A 22,902-nucleotide genomic window follows, 5' to 3' on the forward strand; every position below is an offset into this window, starting at 1 on the left:
GCCTTTCTGCCGGGCCGCGCCCCCGTGGCGCGGCCATGGACCTCAGGCTAGTTGCCCGGGTACCTCGACAGGAAGTCCGCCATGCGGCCAATCGCTTCTTCGATGTCTTTGACGTTGGGCAGCGTGACCATCCGGAAGTGGTCCGGGCGTACCCAGTTGAAGGCTCGCCCGTGGGAGACCAGGATTTTCTGTTCCTTCAGGAGGTCCAGGACAAATTTCTCGTCGTCCCTGATGTAGTAGACCTCCGGGTCCAGCTTGGGGAAGAGGTAGAGCGCTCCCCTGGCCTGCTGCGTGCTGACCCCGGGAATCGCGTTTAGGAGATCGTAGGCCTTGTTGCGTTGTTCCAGCAGGCGGCCTCCGGGCAGGATGAGGTCGTTGATGCTCTGGTAGCCGCCAAGAGCCGTTTGGATGGCGTGCTGCGCAGGAACGTTGGCACACAGGCGCATGTTGGCCAACAGGTTGATGCCTTCAAGGTAGTCGGCGGCGTCCTTCTTGGGCCCCGAAATAGCCATCCAGCCTGCACGGTACCCACAGACCCGGTAAGCCTTGGACAGCCCGCTGAACGTCAGGCAGAGGACGTCGTCTCCGGTTAGTCCGGCGAGATTGACGTGGACTGCGTCCTCGTAAAGGATCTTTTCGTAGATCTCATCCGAGAAAAGAACCAGCCCGTGCTTCTCGGCCAAGGCAACAATTTTTTTGAGGGTTTCCTCGGGGTAGACGGCGCCGGTGGGGTTGTTGGGGTTGATGACCACGATGCCCTTGGTCCGGGGCGTGATCTTGGCTTCGAGGTCCTCGAGGTCGGGCTGCCAACCGGAGTCTTCGTCGCAGAGGTAGTGAACGGGGCGGCCGCCGGCCAAAGCAACCGATGCCGTCCACAGCGGGTAGTCCGGGGTGGGAATCAGGACCTCGTCGCCGTCTTCGAGGAGGGCCATGAGGGACATGGTGATCAGTTCGCTGACCCCGTTGCCCAGGTAGATATCGTCGACGTGGATGTTCTGGATTCCGCGGGTCTGGTAGTACTGCGAGACTGCGGTCCGGGCCGAGAAAATGCCCCGAGAATCGCTGTAGCCCTGGGCGTTTGGCAAGTGGCGGATCATGTCCACCAAAATGGCGTCAGGCGCTTCAAAGCCGAAAGGAGCCGGGTTTCCGATGTTCAGTTTGAGGATCCGGTGACCCTCCGCCTCCATCTGCTGGGCGGCCTGAAGAATCGGTCCACGGATGTCGTAGAGGACATTATGAAGCTTGGTGGACTGCTTGAAATTCGCCATTCCTCAAATATGCCACACGGGTGATGGACTTCCGCTGAGACTTGACTAACACAAACGACGACGGCGGTGACGGGCCCGCGCGGGTCCGTCACCGCCGTCGTAGGCGGTTTCCGTCAGGTGTTACTTGACGATGCCCTTGTCCTTCAGCCAAGCGGCTGCGGCGTCCTTGGGGCTCTGCTTCTGGTCGCCACTGACTGCACGGTTGAGGTTGATCAGGTCGTCCGTGGTCAGGGTCTTGGAAACGTTGTTGAGCGCTTCCTTGGCCTTGTCCGTCATCTTCGCCTTGTTGTACAGCGGCAGGACCTGCTGGGCCTTGAAGTTGTTCTTGGGATCCTCAAGGACCACGAGGTCGTTGTCGACGATGGACGGGGTGGTGGTGTAGATGTCAGCCACCTGGACCTTGTCCTCCAACAATGCCTGCAGCGTCAGGTTGCCACCCCCGTCGTTGAACGGCTGCAGCCCCTTGAGCTCGCAGTTGTAGTTCTTCTTCAGCCCCGGGAAGCCGTAGGAACGGGTCTCGAACGTGGCCGGAGCAGCCATGGTGAAGTCCTTGCAGACCTTCGCCAGGTCCTCGATGGACTTCAACTTGTACTTCTCAGCCGTGGCTTTTGTAACCACCATGGCGTCCTTGTCCTCGGCCTTGGAGGCTTCCGCGACGGCCAGGCCGTCAGGGAGCTTGCCCGAAAGTGCCTTGTAGACGTCCTCAGCTGAGACTTCGGAGGCCTCGGTATCAACGTAGGACAGCAGGTTGCCCGAGTAGTCCGGGACCAGGTCTACGGAGCCATCCTGGACGGCCTTGAAGTAGATCTCGCGCGATCCAATGTTCGGCTTGGACGTTGCCGTCAGGCCGGCGGCATTCAGGGCACCCACATAGATCTCGGCGATGACCTGGCTTTCCGGGAAGTCGGCGGAGCCGACCACCAGCGAGCCGCCGGCGGCCGAGCCACTGGGGGCCGAGGTGGATGGAGAGGCCAGCGGACTGCCGCCACAGGCGCTCAACGCGAGGGCTACACCCAGGCCGGCTGCGAGGCCGCCGAGACCACGGCGCGTAAGGGTCATGGGGACGGGGTTTTTCATGGTGTACCTCCTTGAACGGCAGCCTCGGCGGGAGCTGTGGCTGTGAGATCGTCGGTCGCCTTCTGGCGGCCGCTTGAATCGAGGGTCAGGCCGGGCGACAGGACAAGCCTCTGTACGCCAGCAAGAATCAAATCCACGGCGATGGCGAGCCCGGCGATGAGCAGGGAACCGCCAAGCATGCGCGGGAAATCCTGGAGGACGAGCCCGTCGAACAGGTAGCGTCCCAGTCCGCCCAAGGGCAGGTAGGCCACCACCGAGACTGTGGCTATGACCTGCAGGACCGCGGTACGGATGCCACCGAACATGACTTGCAAGCCGTTGGGAAGTTCCACCCGGAAGAGGATCTGGAGTTCCGTCATTCCCATGGCCCGGGCGGCGTCCACCACCACGGCGTCGACACTGGAGATCCCGGCATAGGTCCCTGCGAGAAGCGGGGGGACCGTCAGGATCACCAGGGCCCAGACCGGTGGCATCAAACCACTTCCGGCGAGCAGGGCGAACAGGACCAGCAAACCGAGCGTTGGCAGGGCACGCAGCGCACCGGCCACCGCTACGGCAACTACCCGCCCACGGCCAGTATGGCCGATGTACAGCCCGATGGGCACGGCAATGACCGCAGCAATGAGGAGCACCAAAGCACTGTATTGGAGGTGTTCGAAGGTTCGGGTTGGGATCCCGCCGCTTCCCCTCCAGTGGATGGGATCGATCAACCACGCGATGGTCTCCGCGAAGATGTTCACGACGACACCTCCGGGTCCGCGCGCATGCCCGTGTGCGGAACGGCGGGTCCGGACTTTGGCTCAGTCAGCAGCGCGTTGGCGTCCTGGCGTTGGGACTTCCCGCCAACTGCCCGGGTCCACGGGGTCAGCATCCGCTCGAGGATAACCAGGATGGCGTCCATGATCAGCGCAAGCACCAGGATGGCGATAATACCCACCACCACTTCGGTGACGAAGGTGCGCTGGAGGCCGTCTGTGAACAGGACTCCAAGATTCCCCACACCGAGGAGCGCTGCGACGCTGACCAACGAAATATTGCTGACCGAAACCACGCGAAGGCCCGCGAACATCACGGGCAGGGACAGCGGAAGGTCCACCTGGAAGAACCTGGGCAGCGGTTTGAAGCCCATGGCCACGGCTGCATTGCGGAGGTCATCGTCAACGGAGTCGAAGGCATCCATGGCGGCTCGCACCAGAAGGGCAACTGCATAGATGGTCAGCGCAACCACCACGTTGATGGGGTCCAGGATCCGTGTGCCAAGGACGGTGGGAAGAATGATGAAGAGGGCCAGGGACGGAATCGTGTAGAGCAGCGACGTCGCCGTGGCTACCACCGACCGTAGTGCAGAATTGCGCCGGGCCAGCTGGGCCAAGGGAATCGAAATCAGCAGGCCAAGGATCATCGGAACAATGGCGAGCACCAGATGCTGCCCGGCCAGTCCCAGGACCATGCCGCTGTTGGCGAGGAACCACTCCATCAGGTGGCGTCCTCCCTGTGATGCCGGACTTCCTCGATCAGGGCAAGGACTTCCGGCCCCTTCAGGACTCCGGCCACCCGGCCGTCGTCGTCCACCGCGACGCCCAGGCCCGACGGCGACGACAACGCAGCATCGAGCGCGCGGCGCAGGGTGTCGCCCTTGCGGAACAGCGAACCGCCCGGAATCAGGCCTGCCCCGTCGCGCGGAGAGGACCAGCCAAGCGGCCGCGATTCTGCGTCCACCACCAAAGCCCATTCCCCGGATTGCCGGCCCGCATCGGGGCCATCGGAGGGACTGACCATGGTTACGGGGTGCAACGTCACGGCATCGGCGGCGTTGAAGGCAAGGTGGCGGAAACCGCGGTCACGGCCAACGAAGGAGGCAACGAAGTCGTTGGCCGGCGCCCGGAGGATTTCCTCTGGAGCTGCGTACTGGGCGAGCTTGCCGCCGACAGCGAACACAGCGACCTTATCGCCGAGCACGGTGGCTTCATCGATGTCGTGGGTAACGAAGACGATGGTTTTGGCCAGTTCCCGCTGGAGCCGCAGCAATTCCTGCTGCAGTTCGTCGCGGACCACGGGATCTACCGCACTGAAGGGTTCGTCCATCAACAGGACGGGCGGGTCGGCAGCGAGCGCCCGGGCCACCCCGACGCGCTGCTGCTGACCCCCTGAGAGCTGGGACGGATACCGCTTGCCAAGCACCGAAGCCAGCCCGACGACGTCGAGCAGTTCCGCTGCGCGTTTCCGCGCCGCCGCCTTGGGAACTCCGTTGAGCCGCGGAACGGTGGCGATGTTATCCAGTACTGAGCGGTGCGGCAGCAATCCGGAGGACTGCATGACGTACCCCATGGAGCGGCGGAGCTGTGCTGCGGGAACCCGGGAGACGTCGTCGCCGCCCACCGTGATGGTGCCGCTGGTGGGTTCCACCATCCGGTTGATCATGCGCAGCGAGGTGGTTTTACCGCAGCCCGAAGGCCCGACGAAGACGGTAATCGAACCTTCGTCGATCGACATACTCAGAGCGTCCACCGCAGGCTGCCCGCCTTGGTATTGCTTGGTGACGCTCTTAAACTCAATCATGGCTTCAGCCATACCCGGGCTTACCTATCTTTGGCGGACATTATCGGTAGAGCCAAACGATCATATGCAGGCTTATTACTCGGCTGCAAAGCAATCTTCACCCAGCGTAGCCAGCGGCACGGACGATGTCAGCGCCGCCACGGATTCCGTAATGAATCGGCAATGTTCACCGTTTGCGCCGTTTGCCTCCCTTCGCTGCGCGTTCTTCAGCTTGGTCGTGCCTGTGGCGCTCAGCGGCACGCTGACCCCTTTCCGCAGTCATGACCTTTTGATGCCATTCCCGCTGGTAGGCACGGCGTGCTGCTGCGTCGTGTTTCCTGGTGAGGGCGGCCAGTTCGCGCTGAAGTTTCAGGTAGCTGGCCCAACGCCTGGGGTCGAGGGACTCGTCTGCGAGCGCCTCCTGGACGGCGCACCCGGGCTCTGCCTGGTGGGCGCAGTCGGCGAAACGGCACTGAGCGAAGAGCTCGTCAAGGTCCCCGAACATCTCGTCCATGCCGTCATCAGCGTCGAACAGCCCGAAACCGCGCACGCCCGGGGTGTCCATCAGCACGGCGCCACCGGCCAATGGCACCAACTCCCGGGACGTTGTGGTGTGTTTTCCTTTGCCGTCTCCTGCCCGGACGGCTCCGGTCTGCTGGACCTCCCGTCCGGCGAGTGCATTGATGAGGGTGGATTTACCGGCGCCGGAGGGGCCGAGCAGGACCAGCGTTGCGCCCCCCGGGATGTGCCGCATCAGTTCGTCCAGACCGTCGCCCTGTTCGGCGGAGGTGGTGACCACCTCCACACCGGCGGCCTGGAGGATCACCTCCCCCACTACGTCATCTGCCAGGTAGGCAAGGTCCGCTTTGGTGATGACCACCAGCGGCGTGGCGCCGGAGTCCCAGGCGGCAACAAGGGTCCGTTCCAGGCGGTTGTGAGTAAGCGGACGGTCCACGGGAACCACCACTGCCACGATGTCGATGTTGGACCCCAGGATCTGCTCCTCGGAGGAGGCCTCGAAGGCGCGCTTGCGGCTCAGTGCCGATTGCCGGGGCAGGACCTCGACGACGGCTGGCTCGCCTGCGTTGTTGTGGCCAAGCCACACCCAGTCCCCCGTGGCTGGAACCACGCCGTGCGCCGGGTAGGGCAGGTGGAGGAGACCGTCATGTGATGCCACGAGGACGCGGTTCCGGTCGAGACGAACTACGCGGCCGGGCGTGGCCCGCGCATCAGGAGCCGTGTTTGCGCGGAAGAGTTCCGCAGTCCTGGTGGTATAGCCATAGTCGATCGGCCCGCGGAGTTGCTGGGCAGAACTGTTTGAAGGGTTGCTTGAAGAAGCGAAAGTGTTCAATGGAAACCTCTGCTGAGGCCCGGCTGCCCTAGTTTTGGCAGGCTGATGCCGGGACAGGAATGGTGGGGTGATGACGGTGCGCCGCAACTGTGTGCGGGGCGCGCAAGATTATGGCAATCATCAAAATCCACCTCCTCGGCATCTGGGACCGGCTACTGAAAACCGGCAACGATGTTCAGCGTAGCCAACAGCCTCCGCTTTTGGCTAGGCCTGCTTGCTAGCTGAGCTTCCCGTTCTCGGGTCGCTCACGGTGCAGGCGCAGGGCTGTGTCCACCAGCGAGACCCTGTTCAGCTTCCCGACGTCTTCCAAGGGGATCCAGGCCGCATGTGTGGTGCTTCCGTCCACCTCGTGGGTGAGCTCGCCGCCCACAACGGTGGCTTCATAGACCAGGCGGAGTGCCTCGAAGTCCGTCACGGTCCCATCGGGCCGGACGTCATCCTGCCAGTGGCCCACGTCCACGCCCAGCATCCGTTCGATCTTCGCCTCGTAGCCGGTTTCTTCGAAGACTTCCCGCCGGCATCCATCCACCGGATGTTCCGCAAAGTCCAGTCCCCCGCCGGGAAGTGTCCAGCCTTCCTTGTCGTCCTGTTTCCAGTAGGCAAGCAGGATTCGTCCATCCCTGACGATCACGGCGTAGGCGGCTGGACGGGTATCGAACTGCAGGCTCATGGTGCCAGCATATGTGCCGCTCCGGAGTCTTCCTGCTAGGAAAGCTCCGCAGCGGAAATAGGCCCGGCTTCTTCAGGCCCGAGGTCAGGCTTTTCGCGAAGTTCGACGACGGTCCCCGCCGTGCCCAGTTCAAGGACCTTGATCGTGTTGCGGCCGGCTTTGATCAAAGGGGCCGGGGCGTAAAGGGTTCGTTGAGGGCCTTTCTCCCAATACCGTCCGAGCAGGAAGCCATTGAGCCAGACGAAGCCTTTGCCGGAATCGGGCAGCGCAATATAGGTATCGGCGGGCTCCGCTACGTCGAAGTCGGCCCCGGCCAGGCCCTCCAGGTCTTCTTCCTTCCACTCCGCCAGCGCAATGGGCGTCTGCGTCCAGTGGAAGGTGTAGCGCTGGTTGATCAGCACGCCACCCAGGATGCCTTTCCCGTGTCCGGTCAGGGGGCCATAGTTGATGCGGCCAAGGTTCTCCACGAGGATCTCGAGCTTGGCTGGGACACCGCGCCCGGTGACAACCAACCCTTCAGCACCAGTGACATCATCGAGGGTCCCGGCGAAGTCGCCGTCGACCCACACATACGCGCGATCGTTCAGGCCCGAAATCTTCAGGCGGCTCTCTGCGGGGGCATCTGCACGTCCGGGAAGGATAGCTTCGGAAGCGTAGAGGACCATTCCGGCGTCGAGCCCCAATTGCTCGAAGCTGAGGGGCTTGACGCTGCTGGTGCGCTTACCGGCCGTCCGGAGCAACTCCAACAGGTCCGGCGCGTCCGATAAGGCCAACGAGCGTGCGGGGATCACCGGAGCTTCGGCGAGCAGTTCTTCGGGGATCTCCGGCGGGTCCTCAATGCCTTGGGCGCGGTGAAACTCAGTGCGGAAAGCGTGGAACTTGGCGGTCAAGACACCGTTTTCGGCGATGGGTGCATCTGAGTCGTAGCTGGTGACTGTCGGCTGCAGCATGGTGCCGTCGTGGTTGCTGCCGGACCATAGGCCGAAGTTGGTCCCACCATGGGCCATGTAGACGCAGAGCGAGCCGCCAAGGTCGAGCATCTTCCGGGCTTCCAACGCTGAATCCCGGGCATCCCTGCGGTGGTGGTGTTCACCCCAGTGATCGAACCAGCCGCCCCAGAATTCGACGTTGAAGAACGGCTCATCGGGCCTGCGGCGCTGCCAGGTTGCCACCGCTTCGTCACCCCGGCTCCCCAGCGTCGCCGTCGCCCAGGTTCCCTCCACTGAGCCGCCGTCGAGGAAGTAGTCAGTGCCGCCGTCGGCGGTGAAAAGCAGCTCCGTGATTCCGCGCTCCTCGAGGACGCGCCGGTTCCAGCGGATGTACTCGTGGTCGTCGCCGTAGCTGCCGTACTCGTTCTCGATCTGCACGGCCACCACCGGACCTCCCGCGGATGCCTGGCGCGGAGTGATGATGGGGAGGAGGTGGTCGAACCATTCCCCGATTGCTGCGGTGAAGACCGGATCCATGCACCGGAGGCCGATGCCGGGCGTGCCGGTCAACCAGGCAGGAAAGCCGCCGTTGTCCCATTCCGCGCAAATATAGGGGCCCGGGCGGACAATCACGTCCAGGCCCTCCTCGGCAGCGAGGTCGATGAACCGCCCCAGGTCACGCCAGCCGGTGAAGTCCGGGGCCTGATCCTGCCGGGGCTGGTGGAAGTTCCACGCGACATAGGTGTCCACCGTGTTGGCGCCCATGGCCTTGAGCCGACGCAGCCGGTCCTGCCACAGCTCAGGGTGGACCCGGAAGTAGTGGATGGCTCCGGCGAGGATGCGGTACGGTTCACCCGAACGGTAAAGGACAGCGTCGTGGTAGCTCAAGAGGGCGTTGTTCACGTGGAACAGATTAGCTCAATTTCCAACATTTATGCACAGGTGATGAACACATGACCAATCTTGATACTTCCCCGGCACAGGAAGTTTGCCCCGCTGCACCAGAGGGGCAAGGTCCATGCGTTCAGCTGTGGCCCGAGCGGGAAGTTCCCCTGGGTGGCGTCCGCGCCATGAATGTCATGCGCACCCTGCCCCAGCGCGGGCTGCCAACTGTCGGAGCCTGGTGCTTCCTGGACAGCTTCGGGCCCGACCGGGTGGCCATGAGCGTGCTTCCCCACCCGCACTGCGGACTCCAAACCGTCACCTGGCCACTGGAAGGTGCCGTCCGGCACCGCGACAGTGTCGGCAGCGACGTGGTGGTGCGTCCGGGCGAGCTGAACATCATGACAGCGGGCCACGGTATTTCGCACTCGGAATTCTCCGTCCTCCCCGCAAACACGGATTCAGGTCCAAGCTCCCTGGTGGCCGAGATCCCCATGTCCCGGGGGCTGCAACTCTGGGTTGCCCTTCCTGACGAGCACCGCCACCGGGCACCATCCTTCGAGCAGGTCCGTGATCTTCCGGTAGCTTCCGGACCTGGCTACACCGCGACCGTCATGGTGGGAGAGTTCGCCGGACAGCGTTCCCCCGCTACCATGTTCAGCCATATCGTCGGTGCCGACATCGTTGGCACAGGACGTCTTGAGCTGCCACTCCGCCCCGACTTTGAACACGCAGTGCTCGTGTTGGATGGCGGCGTGGTGATCGACGGACAAGACATCGGAGCAGGCCCCCTGGCCTACCTCGGTGCCGGCCGGACCACCCTGTCCGTGGATGCCCAGCCCGACACCCGCTTCATGCTCCTTGGCGGCGAACCGTTCGGCGAAGACCTGCTGATGTGGTGGAACTTCGTGGGGCGGACACATGAGGAAGTGGAAAAGGCCCGCGAGGAATGGGAAGCCGAAGGGCTGCTCGACGACGACGCTGCCGCCACCTCGCGCTTTGGCTTCGTCCACGGCCACGGGCCCGACGCCGGCCCGGAAGCCGGACGGATCCCGGCTCCCCCGCTTCCCGGAGTCAAACTCCGGCCACGCACCCGCGGCTGAGTTTAGCCGCGCTGCTCGGCTACAAGCCGGGGAACCCCAAACACCGGATCCTGCTGCAGGATCCGGACGTCCACAATTCCCGCTTCGGCCAACCTGGCTTTGAAGGCATCCTGGAGCTTAGGAACGTTCATGCCCAGTCCGCTGCCCAGGATCACAGGCCCGTCCAGGCCGAGTTGGCGAATGGCTTGTTCGGCGAGGTCGGCGAGGTCGGCACCTGCCTGCTGCACCAGTGCCAGGCTGACGCCGTCACCGGCGTCGGCTGCTTCCACCACCAAGCGGGCCTGCTGCGCCCAAAAACGGCGTCCCGTGTCCGGCGAATGGAAGAGGGCGATCAACTTACCGGTTTCCTCCACTCCGCAGGACTCCAACAGGGCACGGCTGAGCCTATCCGGCTCCAGGCCCTGGTTCATCCGGCGGAGGCTGTGGCGGACGGCTTCGCGGCCCAGCCAGTACCCGCTGCCTTCGTCGCCCAGGAGGTAGCCCCAGCCACCCGCCCGGGCCTCTTCGCCGGCGTCGTTCCTCCCCCATGCCGCAGAGCCGGTGCCGGCGATGACGGCCACGCCAGTGCTCGCACCACCGGCTGCCAACAGCAGCCGCGAATCGTGGACCACCGTGATCCGGGCCCCGGGTGCGTGCGGAGCAATCAGGTCTGCGAGCGCCTGGGCGTCCTCGTCCGTGTCTATGCCACCCGCTCCTGCGTAGACCTCCTCGACAACCCCTCCGCCGATGCTGCCAAAGAGTTCGGCGAGGTTGGCTGCCGCCTGCTCGCGGGTGACGTTCTGGACATTCGAGCTGCCCGCAGTCGCATCCCGTACAGGCATGCCGTTCTCGAACCGCACGCCGCGGGTTTTCGTCCCACCGATATCGAGCCCGATGACGGTGCCGCTCAGGACGTCCTCATGGGCAGGGGAATGTTGGGAAGAGTCAAGATTGTTCACCGTGAAAGACTAGCTTGGAGCGTCCTGAGGAGGAACCGCACATGCCTGGATCAATGTTCGGCACCCCGTTCATCGCAGCCCCCATGGCTGGCGGAACATCAACCCCGGCCCTGCTGCGGGCTGTCCACGACGGCGGGGGCATCGGTTTCCTTGCCGCCGGCTACAAGAGCCCGGAGTCCATGGTCGGGGAGATCGCGGCGGCACGGAATCTCAACGTCCGGTTCGGCATGAACGTTTTTGTACCCAACCCGGACCAGCTCCCACCCAATGCCGAAGCAGTGGCACGCCTCGAGGAATACCGGCGCGAACTGGAGCCCGAAGCCGCCCGCTATGGTGTGGCCCTGCCGGAGCTGCGCCTCGATGACGACGACGCGTGGCAGGACAAGATCGACGCCCTGCTTGCCGATCCGGTGGAACTGGTGAGCTTTGCTTTTGGCCTGCCCGGAAAAGCGGTTGTTCGTGCGCTGCAAAAGGCCGGCACCACGGTCATCTCCAGCGTGACCAACGTCCGGGAGGCCCTCGCCGCCGCGGAAGAAGGCCCGGATGCCATCGTGGTGCAGCACGGGTCCGCTGGCGCCCACAGCGCAGCGTTCCTCCCGCACGCCAACGAACCAGCCGATGCACCGGAAGCCCGGACGACGGCGGAGCTGGTCGCCCGGGTACGCGCCGCCGTCGGACTTCCGCTGATAGCGGCAGGTGCGGTCATGGACGCCGCGACGCTTCGCGAGGTGTTGGCGGCCGGGGCGGAAGCCGCGCAGATCGGCACGGCCCTGGTCCGGACAGACGAAAGTGGCGCCAGGCAGGTGCATAAAGATGCCTTGGGCGATCCGGCGTTCACGGCCACGGCTTTGACCCGGGCATTCACGGGACGCACGGCGCGTTCGCTGGTCAATGAGTTCGTTCGCGATCACGCTGACGCGCCGGAGGGCTACCCTGCCATTCACCACCTCACCTCACCCGTTCGGGCGGCTTCGTCGGCCGTCGGGGATCCGCACCGCCTGAACCTGTGGGCGGGTACCGGGTGGCGGCAGTCGCGCACAGGTTCGGCAACGGACGTGGTCAGGGAGTTCCTGAACGGGCTCTGACAAGTTCGGCCAGCAGGCCGCCGCCCTCGGTAACCACCATTTCGCGGAACAGCCGGACGGCGTCGGGTTCAAAGCTCCGTTCCCGCCATGCCAGGCCGATTTGCCTGAAAGCGAGTCCGGACTCGATGGCTACTTCAACGAGTCCAAGTTCAGCTTCCGGAAGGAACTGTCCGGTTCCTGAGCCGGGCCCTGCAGGCGGGAGGATGCCGAAGCCCAGGCCTGCGGAAATCAGTCCGCGTGCGGTAGTGGATTCCTGGACTTCGAAGGCGGTCCGGGGGCGGAAGCCAGCCTCCCGGAACAGTTCCTCGCCCAGCGCCCTGAGCCCAACACCGGTGGGCAGGGTGACGTAGGGCTCGTGCCGGAGTTCGGAAAGGCGCACGCTGGGCCGCCCTGCCAGCGGGTGGCGGTAGTGCAGGACAGCCCGCAGCGGTTCACGGTAGAGCGGGAGGGACCGGATGCCCTTGCCATCGGGCGCAATAGGGGCGATCAACGCGAAGTCGGTTTCCCCCGCTGCGAGTTCCTGCAGGCAGTCGTCCCGTGGACCCTGCCTGAGTTCGAAGACGGCCTGGGGATGGCGCCCGCGGAAGGCGCTGATGAGCAGTGGCAGGGTAGCTTCCCCGAACGTGTGTTGGAAGGAGACGCCAATGCGTCCCCGCACGACGTCGGACTCGTGCCTCACCCGGTCCAGTCCGGCTTGGAAGTCCTCCAGGGCATCTTCGATGTAGGGCAATAAGGTCCTGGCTGCGGGAGTGAGGCGGATGCCCCTGCCGTCCCGGATCAGCAAATCCATGCCGACAATCGCGCTGGCCCTTGACACGGCCCGGCTAACCGTGGACTGCGGCACCCCAAGCAACTCGGCTGTCTCGGTCATGTGCTCGGTGCGGCCCAGCTGCGCGAGGACAGGCAGGAGCGGGAGAAGCTGGATGAGCTGATGGTGATCGGGTTCCATGACGGTCCTTGAGCTGGGCAAAAGCACTCATGCTGTGTTGCATGAATCATAGCTAACCTATGCATTGGATCATGAAGATGCCTGAAGCCTACTGTTGCCCGGTGAGTAAAACGACGGCCATGGAAAACACGCAATCGTGGGAGGGGCATGCCAAAGGGTCCTCCGGATACCGTCGCGTTTTGGCCGCGTTGGCCCTTGCCGGGGTGGCCACCTTCGCCCAGCTCTACTCCACGCAGGCCGTCCTGCCGCTCATGGCAAGCGACCTCCACATCACAGCGGCTGAGGCGGCGCTAAGCATCTCCCTGGCAACCGTAGGACTGGCCGCCACGGTTTTGCCGTGGTCGTTTGTGGCAGACCGGATCGGCCGGGTACGGGCCATGGCCATCGGCATCGCCGCAGCCACCCTGCTCGGGTTGATGGTTCCGCTTGCACCGACCCTCCCCCTGCTGTTGGGTCTCCGGACGCTGGAGGGCATGGCCTTGGGCGGCATTCCGGCCATCGCCATCGCCTACCTCAACGAGGAAGTCACCAAGATCCATACCGCCCTCGCAGCGGGCAGCTACGTCGCGGGAACCACCCTGGGTGGGCTCGCCGGCCGGCTGGTTGCTGGTCCTGTCGGCGAATTGTGGGGCTGGCGCGCCGCGGCCTTGGCCGTCTCCCTGCTCGCCACCGTCTCAGCCGTGCTTTTCCTGGTACTCGTCCCCAGGCAACGCCGGTTCAGCCCCTCTCCAGCCATGGGATTCCGGGGAGCGGTCAGGACCTTGGGCGGACATTCCCGCAATCCCAAACTCCTGGCGCTGTATTTGCAGGCCTTCTTGCTGATGGGCGGATTCGTGGCCGTCTACAACTACCTGGGATTCCGCCTCCACGCTGAACCATTTGGCCTCCCGACCACCGTGGTGAGCCTCATCTTCCTGGCTTACCTCGCAGGCACCGTCAGTTCACGATGGGCCGCGGGCCTGACCACCAGGTTCGGCAGGCGCAACGTCCTTCTGGCCGGGATCGCCGTGATGTCCGCAGGCCTGGCCCTGACCCTGGCAGAGAATGTCGCAGCCACGCTGGCCGGCCTGGTTGTCTTCACGGGAGGCTTCTTCGCGGCGCACAGCGTCGGCTCCGGATGGACCGGCGCCATCGCCACCACGGGCCGCGCCCAGGCCGCATCCCTGTACAACCTCTCCTACTACCTGGGCTCGAGCATCATCGGCTGGGCGGGCGGCCTGGCCTTTCAGGCCTACGGGTGGCCCGCTTTGGCGTGGAGCGTCATGGCACTTTCATGCACGACGGCGGTTGTCACCTTGGCGGTACACCGCCGGAGGTCCGCCGCCTGATAGTCAGCTGAAGATTTCACGGTCTAGGATGGATGACAGGCAATTTCAGGAGGATCCGTGAGCAACCCCACGAAGAATGTTCGGTCAACCACGGCCAGCACTGAGCCCTTGGACTCGATCGACGAACGTATCCTGGCGGCGTTGGTGGATGATGCGCGGATCTCCAACAAGCAATTGGCCGAGCTCGTCGGAATCGCCCCGTCCACGGCTTTGATGCGGACGCGGGCACTGTCGGAGCGGGGCATCATCGAAGGCTTCGAGGCGGTCCTGAGCTTGCCGGCCATCGGCCGCTCCGTCCAGGCGCTGATTGCTGTCCGGCTCCGCGCCCACGACCGCGACCAAATCGACCGTTTCACGGCACGCGTTCCCAAGCTTCCCGCGGTCATCTCCACGTTCCACACCACTGGATCGGTGGACTACCTCCTGCATATCGCAGTGGCCAACACCGATGATCTCCGCAATTGGCTCCTGGATAATCTCGCCACCGACCCCGTGGTGGGACACACCGAAACCACCATGGTGTTCCAGCACATTCCGGGAAACCGCGGACCGCTCCCGGAATAGCTGCGAACTGTCAGGCCCGCAGGGCGCTCCGGAGAGACACCGCCGCCAAGGCCAATGCCGCCACTCCGCAGAGGACCGTGAAACCCACGACGGCGGCCTGCAGCCCGAGTGGGGAGACGGCCAGTCCCAGCCCAATCACCGGAACGGCGCTGCCCAAGTACGTGATCACGTAGACCGTGCTGATGACCTGTGCATGACGTGCCGCTTCGACTTTTCCGGCCACCTCGTTGAAGACCTGGCGGAAAGCAATGCCTTGGCCCGCTCCGGCCGTAACGCTTGCGGCCACAAGAAGCCATGGACTCGACCACGCAGCCGCTGCTCCCACCAGGACCACGGAGACACCCAGGATGGCCAACGCAACGGGGACCACGAATCGTCCACGGGTCCCCAGGAGTTGGCTCAGGGCCGAAGCTCCCAGGGTGACACCGGCCAGGGCTCCTATCAACGGCCGCGAATCGGCGTGCACCACCGTGGCGAAATATCCCGGCGCCAGGGACAAGCAAAAGCCGAACACCGCAAAGCTCAGGAATCCGGTGGCCGCTGCCATCCAGAAGGCACCGCGCGCGTCCTTGGAAATGGACGGCTTCCTGGGGGCCAGGACCTTCAATGGCCTGGGGCCTTCCGCAGGCGCAATGGCCGGCCGGGCTTTGAGTAACCACAGCGGTATGAGGGCGGCCAGCAGCACTGCGGAGTGAACGTAGTAGGGCGTACGTGTGGGGTCCGGCAGGAGCGACAACAGGCCGCCGATTGCCGGGCCTGCCGCTACGCCGCCGGCCGAGGAGAGCAGAGTGAAACGTGAAGCCCAGTCCGGCCTTTGGGGCAGCAATTCCCGGAGTGCAGCGGAGCTCGCACCGGTGGCCAGACCCACGGCCACGCCCTGGAGTGCCCGGCCCATGGACAACGTCACCAGGCTGTCTGCGTTGGCGAAGATCATGCCGCCCACCAAACCCACCAACACAGCCAGGACCAGCGCAGCACGCCGCCCGATGTGGTCGGACCAATGACCGGCCACCATAAGCACCGCAACCAACGCCAGGACGTAGCTTGAGAAGGCGATGGTCACGTCAAGGGAGGACAGCCCGATCCTGGCCTGAAGCAACGGGTACAAGGGCGTGGCGAGGTTGGCGCCAACCAGCAGTGTGAAGATCACAACCCCGGCAAGGACCAGCCGGGCGGTGGTGGAGGCATCCCATCCCCAGCGTGCGGCGGTGGCCGGACGCATGCGGAGTTCGCTCAAGACAGTCATTTCCATGCCTTCGGGCTCGGTGGCCGGGCCGGGGCGTCCTTGTGGGAGAACCAGCACGACTGAACAGTGATGGCAATAGAATGCAATAGAGCTGCGCTCAAAGAAGCGAACAAGTACAAGAATTGATCAAAAGGCTCAAAGTGTAGCCGTCAGAGTGAGCTGGAGTGACCATTTGAACAGTCTTGACCCCATGGACCTGAAAATCCTGCTGGAACTCATCCGGGACCCCCGCATCCAGGTCGCCGAACTGAGCGAAGCGCTGGGCATAGCCCGCAATACTGCGCAGAGCCGAATCAAGCGGCTTCTACGCTCCGGAGTCCTGCAGGCAGCAGGCCGAGAAGTGGACCTCGAAAAGGTGGGGTACGACGTCGTCGCTTTCGTCACGATCGAAGTCACCCACCGTGAACTGGACGGCGTCATCGGGGCGTTGCGCCTGATACCGCAGGTGCTCGAAGTCCACGAAATCTCCGGCCGCGGTGATCTCTGGTGCAGGGTGGTTGCGACGGACACCCACAACCTCCAATCCGCCCTGCGCGCCGTCCTTCGCACCAAGGGAGTGATCAGGACCGAAACGGTTCTGGCGCTGCACACGCATATTCCCTACCGGACCGAGCCACTGATCGGAAGGATGGCTGCAGCTCCAACACGCGGCAAGTCCGAAGGGCAGAGCCCCGGAGCGGCGGCCCGGGCCGACTAGGATTTCTTGCATGGATTGGCTCTCACACATCTCCCAGATCAATTGGCTCGCCGTGCTTTTGGCATTCGTTTCAAGCATGGTGATCGGCTTTGTCTGGTACATGCCAGCCGTTCTTGGAGGACGGTGGATGCAGGCAATTGGCAAGACCGAAGACGATCTCAAGAACATTGAGGGCGGCGCCGGCATCTGGGTCCCCATGATGGTTGCAGCAGCCGTCACCAGCATCCTGCTGGCCATCCTCATCAGCGCGCTGGGACTGAACACATTCCTTGCAGGTGGCTTCTTCGCCCTGGTCATTGCCTTGGTTTTCCGCTCCGGCGGGCACGTTATCCATAACGGATTCGCAGGACGCCCCACGGCAGTGACGTTGATCGATTCGGGCCACGACCTGGTGGCCATGACTGTCGCCGGGGCCATCATCGGGGCCATGCAGTAGCGTTCAACCAGTGACCATCATCGACAATGCCGTATACGTAGACGGCGTACGCACTGCCACCCCCAGCAGCCTTGAGCAGACTTTCGAAACCCTTTCGGTCCACGGGGGCATGGCCTGGATCGGCTTGTACCGGCCAACACAGGAGGAAATGGCGGCGGTTGCCGCTGAGTTCGGCCTCCACGAACTGGCAGTGGAAGACGCTGTCTCGGCGCATCAGAGGCCCAAGCTGGAGCGCTACGACCACAGCCTGTTCACGGTGCTGCGCCCCGCCCGCTACCTGGACGAGACCGAGACCGTGGAATTCGGCGAACTCCATGTCTTCACCGGCCCGAACTTCGTGGTCACCATCCGGCATGCTGAAACGGGAGGAGTGGCCCGCGTCCGCAAGCGTTTGGAAGAACGCCCCGATCTGCTGCGGCACGGTCCGGAAGCCGTGCTGTATGCGCTCGTGGACCAGGTGGTGGACGATTATGCGCCCGTGATCGCCGGGCTGGAAAACGACATCGACGAGATCGAAGACCAACTTTTCAGCGGCGACAGTTCGGTATCGCGCCGGATCTACGAACTCTCGCGGGAAGTTATCCAGTTCCAGCGGGCCATCCATCCCCTCCCGGAAATGATGGACCTCCTGAAAAGGGGCTTCGAAAAATACGGTGTGGACATCGAGTTGCAGCGTTCCCTGCGGGATGTCGAGGACCATGCACAACGGGTCATTTCCCGTGCGAATTCGTTCCGGGACATCCTCCAGAACGCGCTCACCCTGGACGGAACGCTCACGGCGAACCGCCAGAACGAGGCCAGTGCCGCACAAAACGAGCAGGTCAAGAAGATCTCCTCCTGGGCGGCCATCCTCTTCGCCCCGTCCTTCGTGGCAGGCGTCTACGGAATGAACTTCGACAATATGCCTGAGTTGCACTGGGAGTACGGGTATCCCCTGGCAATTGGCCTGATGTTCGGCGCCGCCCTGCTTATGTACCTCATCTTCAAGCGCAAAGGATGGCTGTGACACCAACCCTGGGGATCGGTCCGGCGGTACGTTCCGCCCGCCTCGCCATGGTTGACGACATAGCGGACGACGCCGGCCGCTCCGGTTTCGAGCTCGAGTACAGCCAGCGCCAAGCAGCCGAGCGGTTGGCGGCTTTTGGCGCCCAACTGACCGGCCGCCGTCGTGCGCTGTCCCGAAAGGTGCCACGGAGCCTCTACCTTCACGGCCCTGTGGGCCGCGGCAAGACCTGGCTGATGGACAGCTTCTACGCCAGGTTGCCCGTTCGGAAGCGGCGAGTGCATTTCCACGATTTCTTCCGCTCGCTCCATGCAGGCACGCATGGGCCTGCTGCGGGTAACGGAACCATGATCCAGCAGTCCGTTGATGCGCTCCTGGCCGACATCGATGTGCTCTTTTTTGACGAGTTCCATGTCCATGACGTCGGAGACGGAATGTTCATCGCCCGCCTGCTCCGGGATGCGGCCAAACGACGCATTCCCTTGGTGGTGACCTCGAACTACGCTCCGGACGAGCTCCTGCCCAACCCCTTATGGCACGAGCATTTCGTGCCCACCATCGAGGCCATCAAAGACATGATGGACGTCGTTGAGATCTCCGGCGCTTTGGATTTCCGGCGCATACCTGCAGGCGCCGACTCCCCCGCGAACCCCTCGGAAGGGTTCCGGTCCGGCCGCATCATTACGCCCGGGACGCCCGCGCAACTGGGTCGCCTTGGCCTCTTCACACCTGCCCTGATCCAGAGCCGCGTTTTGACCCCCACCACGCATCCGATCGTCGTCAGGAATTCCGATCCGGATCTGCTCTGGGTGGGCTTTGACGAGCTGTGCGGAGGGCTGACGTCGCCCGCGGACTACCTTGCCCTGGCTGACAGCTACGCCACGTGGGTGATCGACGATGTTCCCTCACCAGCAGGAAACCACCCTTCGCTGGCGCCCGCCTGGCAGCGGTTCAGCAACGTGGTGGACGTGCTCCACGATCAGGACATCACACTGTTCCTGGTAGGCAAGGGTCCCCTGGACTGGGACGGCGCCGGTTCCGGAAGCGTTATGCCGGTGGATCTGGCACGTATCGCGAGCCGCCTGTCCCTGCTGGCCCGGTGCGAATCAGGCAGACCACTCGAACGCGAGGAGTCCGCCGGAAGCTGAACTTCCGGCGGCCGTCCTGGTGTCCGGATGCCTGGAGGGCGCCGCCAGCGGGGTTAAAGAACAGCGATCCACACGCCGGTTGCAGCGGCCAGAACGCTGGCGGCCAGTGTTCCCAGCCCGTTGACCAGCGCCAAACCCGTTCGACCGCTTTGGACCAGGCGAATGGTCTCCAGGCTGGCCGTACTGAATGTGGTGTAACCACCCAGGAAGCCTGTGCCGGCGATCAGCAGCAGCGACTCGGGTGCCTGCCCACGCATGACAAGTCCGGCGAGGAAGCCCAGCAACAACGAACCGGAAACGTTGATCACAATGGTGCCCCACGGCAACGCGGTCCGGAAGCGTGCACGGACGAGTCCATCCACGACGAATCGGGCCGCCGCGCCCAGTCCGCCTGCGAGTGCCAGAAGGACAACTGTCATGACGTCCGGCCTTTGACGAGCCTGTGCTGCCACGAACCCAACCAGATACCTGCCGTGGTAGCGGCAGCACCGCCCACGAGGCTGGCGGCAAGATAACCCATAGCTGCGGGCGCCGTTCCTGCTGCAAACAAGTGCACAGCGTCCACTGCCAAGGTGCTGTACGTGGTGTAGGCGCCCAAGAACCCCGTTCCCAAGGCGAGCCTGAGGACCCTGCGGCTTCCGGCGTCGGGCCCCCTGCGTGACAATCCTTCGAGCAGTGCACCGAGCGCCAAAGCGCCGGTCAGGTTGATCACCAGGGTGGCAAGAGGCCACCCCCCTGGCGCCGGAATGATCAAACCAAGGCCGTAGCGCGCGAGCGCTCCCAGGACCCCACCTCCAGCCACCGTTCCAATGAATGGCCAATGAAGGTGGACCGGTCGCTTGGCCTCAGTTGTCGTCATCGTCGGCCGGGACCCTGGGATTTACGGGGACAACCAGCACGGGACGGTCCTGACGGTGGCTGAGATGGCGGGCCACGGATCCGGAGGTCATTTCCTTAAGTGCGGCCGCCAGCGTATGGTCCCGGGTGCCCACCACGATCATGGACGCGTCCAGTGCATGGGCTTCGCGAGCCAGCGCGTGTCCGGGCTCCCCAGCCAGTGGCACCAGAGACCATTCGACGCCCGCCCCAGCGAGTTGGGCGGTCAACGATGCCTTCAGCAAGCGCGGAATAGGCTCTGAATCCTCATCAACACCGTCAGGATCTATCGGCGCCCAGGGACCCCCGTCGGTGCCATCAACCGGATAGACCGTAGCGTCAGCGTAAGCGCACACCAGAGGCCGTCTCAGGAGGGCCGCCATGCGGGCAGCGTGTTCAACCACGACGGGGTTCTGACCGGGCATGACGCCCACCAGGATTGGGCCGGCCAGGCTGCCGGGCTGCGGCGGGAGGCGTTCGGGGATGTCAGTCACACGGCAAGTCTAAGACGCGCTTCCGGGCGCACCTGCAACGCCTTGCCCGTGCCGCACTCATCATCGACGGCGACCAGCCCACCAGCCGGCAAGCAGCGGCAGCAGCGAGCCGATCATCAGTACGGTACCCAGGGCAGGGTCGGTTGGCCGAAGGACGGCTCCCGCGATCAGGACGGCACCAAAGACCACCGCGCCCACGGCCCTGTGTGCCAGACGTATGAGGCGTGCCACTTGCCGTTCCAGCCGTCGGCTGGAAATCTGCAGCGTGCCGTCCTCAAGCTGCGTGACTACGGCGTCCAGGCGTTTGGGCAGGCGCAGGGCCACCACCGCGGCGTCCATTGCCTGGGCCGCCACATCCTTGGCGAGCCCGCCGCGCTCATCGCGGATCAACTGTGCCGCGTAAGGCTCCACGGAATCCCAAAGATTGAACCGGCTGTCCAGCGAGCTGCAAACCCCCGAGGTGAGGGACATGGCCCGGATGATGAGCAGGAAGTTCTCCGGCAACTGAAAGGGCAACGACCGGACCACCGTGCCGAACTCGGCACCAAAGTCACGGAACTCACGCGGATCCACGTCCCGCAATTCTGCAAAGCCCATCCCGCCGAACCTGTCGAAGAGCTGCGACATGGCCCGTTCAAGCTCAGGTTTGTCAGCCGAAGGCATCAGCACTCCGACGTCGCCGATAGCGTTCACCAGCCCCTTGCCATCACGGGATGCGGCCGCAATCAGCAGCTTGCGCAGGCCACTTCGAGTCCCCGGGGCCACCTCGCCCATCATGCCGAAATCGATGAACGTCAGCCGCCATGGATGTTCAGCCTGGCCTTTCGTTGGAGTGACGAAAATATTGCCCGGATGAGGATCTGCGTGGAAGAAACCGTTGGTGAAAAGCTGGTCAAACATGACGGAGGCGAAAACCGGCGCGACCTCGGCAGGGTCAATGCCGGCTTCCCGCAACGCCTCGGCGTCGGTGATTTTGATGGCCGTGACGTCTTCAAGGGTGAGTACGCGCCTGGTTGTCCGCTCCCAGACGACGGCGGGCACCGTCACCCGCGCATCGTCGGCGAAATCAGCAGCGAATCGTTCTGAGTTCGCCGCCTCGTTCAAATAGTCGATTTCCTCGAGGCTGGTCTTCTCGAACTCTTTGATCAGGGCCGCCACATCGGCCCGGTCAGACACGAGGCGGATGCGGCTCAGCCAGCCTCCGACCCTGCGCAAGGCGGCCAGGTCGACGTCGACAATTGCCTGGATGCCCGGGCGCTGAACCTTGAACACCACGCTGCTAAGCCCGGTGTCAGCGGCATTAGCGGGCAGGAGTTGTGCCCGGTGCGCCTGGCCGAGGGAGGCTGCGGCGATGGGCACTTCCTCGATCGAAGCAAAAACTGCCCCCAAGGGCGCGCCCAATTCGGCCTCAGCAAGGGAACGGATCGCGGGGAAAGGCACCGCAGGCACCTCATCCTGCAGCCCTTCCAACTCGGCAGTGATCTCCGGCGGAAGGACATCAAGGCGCGAAGACATGAACTGTCCCACCTTGATCATCAGGCCCCCAAGCTCAACCGCCAGGTCATGGAACCGTCGGGCGAAGGAGCGCATCCTGCGGGCCCGGTTCCGGTCCCCCACCCAACGCAGCCCCACCCGCGGCAGCAAGAGCTCAAACCACCACGTGACGGAAAGGTGCCAAGCGGCGAAACGCAGGATTCGGCGATAGCGGGCACGGGTATTACCCGCGCCCGGTACTGGATCTGCCCGATCGCGCCGAACCGACGTCACCCCTGTCAATCCTGGGCGAGGATGGAGTAGAGCCGTCGCCGTGCCTCTTCGAGCACGGTAACAGCTTCCTGCACCTGCTTGGGCGTCCCGGTGCGGCCCACCTGAGCCGCCGCCTGCGCAAGTGCCATCCCGGCTTTGGGAAGAGCACCGAACCCTGGGCCAGCCCCAGTACCCGACGACTCCCACGGCGCAGACGTTTCAGACTCAGCCAGATACTCCCGTCCGGCCTCCGTCAAAGAATGGATCTTGCGGCCGTTGGACTCCTCCGAGCTAATGAATCCTTCGTCGGCCAGCAGTTGCAGGGTGGGATAGACCGACCCCGCGCTTGGCTTCCAGCTCCCCTTGCTGCGCTCATCGATTTCACGAATGATCTGGTAGCCGTGCATGGGACGCTCTGCCAGCAGCGCCAGGACAGCCGTGCGGAGTTCGCCCCGCCCTGCCCTGGTGCCGGACCGTTTCTCAAACCGGGAACGAAACTCGTCAACGGCCTGCCACATCCCATCAAAACTGTTGCCCATGAATCCGCCTGCGGGGAATGAATCCTGCATCTTGC

General features: G+C 64.0%; 24 protein-coding genes. 8 read left to right on the top strand and 16 right to left on the bottom strand.

Translation table 11 applies throughout. The annotated features are described in order from the left end of the window. Window positions 1-47 precede the first annotated feature (47 nt). The 8 genes from LRQ04_RS00270 to LRQ04_RS00305 all read right to left on the bottom strand — a co-directional run bounded on the left by LRQ04_RS00270 (window position 48) and on the right by LRQ04_RS00305 (window position 8,736). The gene (locus tag LRQ04_RS00270) at window positions 48-1,268 is read right to left on the bottom strand and encodes a pyridoxal phosphate-dependent aminotransferase (protein ID WP_235516974.1); all 1,221 of its coding nucleotides are present in this window, start codon (window positions 1,266-1,268) and stop codon (window positions 48-50) included. A gap of 120 nt (window positions 1,269-1,388) precedes the next feature. Then, window positions 1,389-2,345 carry an ABC transporter substrate-binding protein gene (locus LRQ04_RS00275; protein ID WP_235516976.1) on the bottom strand — a complete coding sequence of 319 codons (957 nt, stop codon included), beginning with the start codon at window positions 2,343-2,345 and terminating at the stop codon, window positions 1,389-1,391. Beyond that, on the bottom strand, window positions 2,342-3,085 hold the full coding sequence (locus tag LRQ04_RS00280) for an ABC transporter permease (RefSeq protein WP_235516977.1): 744 nt from the start codon (window positions 3,083-3,085) through the stop codon (window positions 2,342-2,344). Before LRQ04_RS00280 ends, LRQ04_RS00275 begins: the two co-directional genes overlap by 4 nt. Beyond that, window positions 3,082-3,822, bottom strand: a complete 741-nt coding sequence (locus LRQ04_RS00285; RefSeq protein WP_235516979.1) for an ABC transporter permease — start codon at window positions 3,820-3,822, stop codon at window positions 3,082-3,084. The genes LRQ04_RS00280 and LRQ04_RS00285 overlap by 4 nt, the downstream gene beginning before the upstream one ends. Then, window positions 3,822-4,916, bottom strand: a complete 1,095-nt coding sequence (locus LRQ04_RS00290) for an ABC transporter ATP-binding protein (RefSeq protein WP_305082594.1) — start codon at window positions 4,914-4,916, stop codon at window positions 3,822-3,824. Before LRQ04_RS00290 ends, LRQ04_RS00285 begins: the two co-directional genes overlap by 1 nt. 154 nt (window positions 4,917-5,070) lie before the next feature. Continuing rightward, window positions 5,071-6,234: a ribosome small subunit-dependent GTPase A gene (gene rsgA / locus LRQ04_RS00295; protein WP_235516983.1), complete on the bottom strand. Its 1,164-nt coding sequence runs from the start codon at window positions 6,232-6,234 to the stop codon at window positions 5,071-5,073. A gap of 217 nt (window positions 6,235-6,451) precedes the next feature. Then, window positions 6,452-6,904 carry an NUDIX hydrolase gene (locus LRQ04_RS00300; RefSeq protein WP_235516985.1) on the bottom strand — a complete coding sequence of 151 codons (453 nt, stop codon included), beginning with the start codon at window positions 6,902-6,904 and terminating at the stop codon, window positions 6,452-6,454. A 35-nt stretch (window positions 6,905-6,939) separates the two neighbouring features. Further along, complete coding sequence (locus tag LRQ04_RS00305) at window positions 6,940-8,736, bottom strand: beta-galactosidase family protein (protein WP_235516987.1); 1,797 nt, start codon at window positions 8,734-8,736, stop codon at window positions 6,940-6,942. Between the two features lie 50 nt (window positions 8,737-8,786). Between LRQ04_RS00305 and LRQ04_RS00310 the strand changes: the two genes are divergently transcribed. After that, window positions 8,787-9,818, top strand: a complete 1,032-nt coding sequence (locus LRQ04_RS00310) for a pirin family protein (RefSeq protein ID WP_235516989.1) — start codon at window positions 8,787-8,789, stop codon at window positions 9,816-9,818. Between the two features lie 2 nt (window positions 9,819-9,820). Here the strand turns inward: LRQ04_RS00310 and LRQ04_RS00315 are convergent, their stop codons facing one another. After that, complete coding sequence (locus tag LRQ04_RS00315) at window positions 9,821-10,756, bottom strand: BadF/BadG/BcrA/BcrD ATPase family protein (protein ID WP_235516991.1); 936 nt, start codon at window positions 10,754-10,756, stop codon at window positions 9,821-9,823. A gap of 41 nt (window positions 10,757-10,797) precedes the next feature. Here LRQ04_RS00315 and LRQ04_RS00320 point away from each other — a divergent pair, with 41 nt between their 5' ends. Further along, window positions 10,798-11,841: a nitronate monooxygenase gene (locus tag LRQ04_RS00320; protein WP_235516993.1), complete on the top strand. Its 1,044-nt coding sequence runs from the start codon at window positions 10,798-10,800 to the stop codon at window positions 11,839-11,841. Here the strand turns inward: LRQ04_RS00320 and LRQ04_RS00325 are convergent. Then, on the bottom strand, window positions 11,816-12,790 hold the full coding sequence (locus LRQ04_RS00325; RefSeq protein ID WP_235516994.1) for a LysR family transcriptional regulator: 975 nt from the start codon (window positions 12,788-12,790) through the stop codon (window positions 11,816-11,818). The genes LRQ04_RS00320 and LRQ04_RS00325 overlap by 26 nt on opposite strands. 119 nt (window positions 12,791-12,909) lie before the next feature. On the opposite strand from LRQ04_RS00325, the gene LRQ04_RS00330 reads away from it, so the two are divergent. After that, the gene (locus LRQ04_RS00330) at window positions 12,910-14,118 is read left to right on the top strand and encodes an MFS transporter (protein WP_255773817.1); all 1,209 of its coding nucleotides are present in this window, start codon (window positions 12,910-12,912) and stop codon (window positions 14,116-14,118) included. Between the two features lie 57 nt (window positions 14,119-14,175). Continuing rightward, window positions 14,176-14,682, top strand: coding sequence for an Lrp/AsnC family transcriptional regulator (locus LRQ04_RS00335; RefSeq protein ID WP_235516998.1), 507 nt, complete (start codon window positions 14,176-14,178; stop codon window positions 14,680-14,682). Window positions 14,683-14,692: 10 nt separating this feature from the next. Here the strand turns inward: LRQ04_RS00335 and LRQ04_RS00340 are convergent, their stop codons facing one another. Continuing rightward, on the bottom strand, window positions 14,693-15,928 hold the full coding sequence (locus LRQ04_RS00340) for an MFS transporter (protein WP_235517000.1): 1,236 nt from the start codon (window positions 15,926-15,928) through the stop codon (window positions 14,693-14,695). 190 nt (window positions 15,929-16,118) lie between these two features. On the opposite strand from LRQ04_RS00340, the gene LRQ04_RS00345 reads away from it, so the two are divergent. From LRQ04_RS00345 to zapE, 4 genes are read left to right on the top strand one after another with little or no spacing between them, the layout of a single operon-like run. Beyond that, window positions 16,119-16,625, top strand: coding sequence for an Lrp/AsnC family transcriptional regulator (locus LRQ04_RS00345; RefSeq protein ID WP_374111552.1), 507 nt, complete (start codon window positions 16,119-16,121; stop codon window positions 16,623-16,625). Window positions 16,626-16,635: 10 nt separating this feature from the next. Then, window positions 16,636-17,061, top strand: coding sequence for a DUF1761 domain-containing protein (locus LRQ04_RS00350; protein ID WP_235517004.1), 426 nt, complete (start codon window positions 16,636-16,638; stop codon window positions 17,059-17,061). 10 nt (window positions 17,062-17,071) lie between these two features. Then, window positions 17,072-18,067 (top strand): magnesium/cobalt transporter CorA, encoded by a 996-nt coding sequence (corA, locus tag LRQ04_RS00355; RefSeq protein WP_235517006.1) that lies wholly within the window; start codon window positions 17,072-17,074, stop codon window positions 18,065-18,067. Then, window positions 18,058-19,212, top strand: coding sequence for a cell division protein ZapE (zapE, locus tag LRQ04_RS00360; RefSeq protein WP_235517007.1), 1,155 nt, complete (start codon window positions 18,058-18,060; stop codon window positions 19,210-19,212). Before corA ends, zapE begins: the two co-directional genes overlap by 10 nt. Before the next feature lie 53 nt (window positions 19,213-19,265). Here zapE and crcB read toward each other — a convergent pair whose 3' ends face one another. Genes crcB through LRQ04_RS00385 form a run of 5 tightly spaced genes read right to left on the bottom strand, consistent with a single transcriptional unit; the run spans window position 19,266 to window position 22,897 of the window. Next, window positions 19,266-19,631 carry a fluoride efflux transporter CrcB gene (gene crcB / locus LRQ04_RS00365; RefSeq protein WP_235517009.1) on the bottom strand — a complete coding sequence of 122 codons (366 nt, stop codon included), beginning with the start codon at window positions 19,629-19,631 and terminating at the stop codon, window positions 19,266-19,268. Next, window positions 19,628-20,071 carry a CrcB family protein gene (locus tag LRQ04_RS00370; protein WP_235517011.1) on the bottom strand — a complete coding sequence of 148 codons (444 nt, stop codon included), beginning with the start codon at window positions 20,069-20,071 and terminating at the stop codon, window positions 19,628-19,630. Before LRQ04_RS00370 ends, crcB begins: the two co-directional genes overlap by 4 nt. After that, window positions 20,058-20,582 carry a universal stress protein gene (locus LRQ04_RS00375; protein WP_235517013.1) on the bottom strand — a complete coding sequence of 175 codons (525 nt, stop codon included), beginning with the start codon at window positions 20,580-20,582 and terminating at the stop codon, window positions 20,058-20,060. The genes LRQ04_RS00370 and LRQ04_RS00375 overlap by 14 nt, the downstream gene beginning before the upstream one ends. A 60-nt stretch (window positions 20,583-20,642) precedes the next feature. After that, entirely contained in the window at window positions 20,643-22,349 is a 1,707-nt protein-coding gene (locus LRQ04_RS00380; RefSeq protein WP_235517015.1) for an AarF/ABC1/UbiB kinase family protein, read from the bottom strand. A 5-nt stretch (window positions 22,350-22,354) separates the two neighbouring features. Further along, window positions 22,355-22,897: a PadR family transcriptional regulator gene (locus tag LRQ04_RS00385; RefSeq protein ID WP_235517017.1), complete on the bottom strand. Its 543-nt coding sequence runs from the start codon at window positions 22,895-22,897 to the stop codon at window positions 22,355-22,357. Window positions 22,898-22,902 lie beyond the last annotated feature (5 nt).

It is taken from the genome of Paenarthrobacter sp. AR 02, from assembly GCF_021538675.1.
Lineage (GTDB): Bacteria > Actinomycetota > Actinomycetes > Actinomycetales > Micrococcaceae > Arthrobacter.

Coding starts and splice junctions, on each gene's coding strand:
- LRQ04_RS00270 (WP_235516974.1), bottom strand. CDS start 1,268: ATGGCGAATTTCAAGCAGTCCACCAAGCTTCATAATGTCCTCTACGAC.
- LRQ04_RS00275 (WP_235516976.1), bottom strand. CDS start 2,345: ATGAAAAACCCCGTCCCCATGACCCTTACGCGCCGTGGTCTCGGCGGC.
- LRQ04_RS00285 (WP_235516979.1), bottom strand. CDS start 3,822: ATGGAGTGGTTCCTCGCCAACAGCGGCATGGTCCTGGGACTGGCCGGG.
- LRQ04_RS00290 (WP_305082594.1), bottom strand. CDS start 4,916: ATGGCTGAAGCCATGATTGAGTTTAAGAGCGTCACCAAGCAATACCAA.
- LRQ04_RS00300 (WP_235516985.1), bottom strand. CDS start 6,904: ATGAGCCTGCAGTTCGATACCCGTCCAGCCGCCTACGCCGTGATCGTC.
- LRQ04_RS00310 (WP_235516989.1), top strand. CDS start 8,787: ATGACCAATCTTGATACTTCCCCGGCACAGGAAGTTTGCCCCGCTGCA.
- LRQ04_RS00320 (WP_235516993.1), top strand. CDS start 10,798: ATGCCTGGATCAATGTTCGGCACCCCGTTCATCGCAGCCCCCATGGCT.
- LRQ04_RS00325 (WP_235516994.1), bottom strand. CDS start 12,790: ATGGAACCCGATCACCATCAGCTCATCCAGCTTCTCCCGCTCCTGCCT.
- LRQ04_RS00330 (WP_255773817.1), top strand. CDS start 12,910: ATGGAAAACACGCAATCGTGGGAGGGGCATGCCAAAGGGTCCTCCGGA.
- LRQ04_RS00340 (WP_235517000.1), bottom strand. CDS start 15,928: ATGACTGTCTTGAGCGAACTCCGCATGCGTCCGGCCACCGCCGCACGC.
- LRQ04_RS00345 (WP_374111552.1), top strand. CDS start 16,119: ATGGACCTGAAAATCCTGCTGGAACTCATCCGGGACCCCCGCATCCAG.
- LRQ04_RS00350 (WP_235517004.1), top strand. CDS start 16,636: ATGGATTGGCTCTCACACATCTCCCAGATCAATTGGCTCGCCGTGCTT.
- zapE (WP_235517007.1), top strand. CDS start 18,058: ATGGCTGTGACACCAACCCTGGGGATCGGTCCGGCGGTACGTTCCGCC.
- crcB (WP_235517009.1), bottom strand. CDS start 19,631: ATGACAGTTGTCCTTCTGGCACTCGCAGGCGGACTGGGCGCGGCGGCC.
- LRQ04_RS00370 (WP_235517011.1), bottom strand. CDS start 20,071: ATGACGACAACTGAGGCCAAGCGACCGGTCCACCTTCATTGGCCATTC.
- LRQ04_RS00385 (WP_235517017.1), bottom strand. CDS start 22,897: ATGCAGGATTCATTCCCCGCAGGCGGATTCATGGGCAACAGTTTTGAT.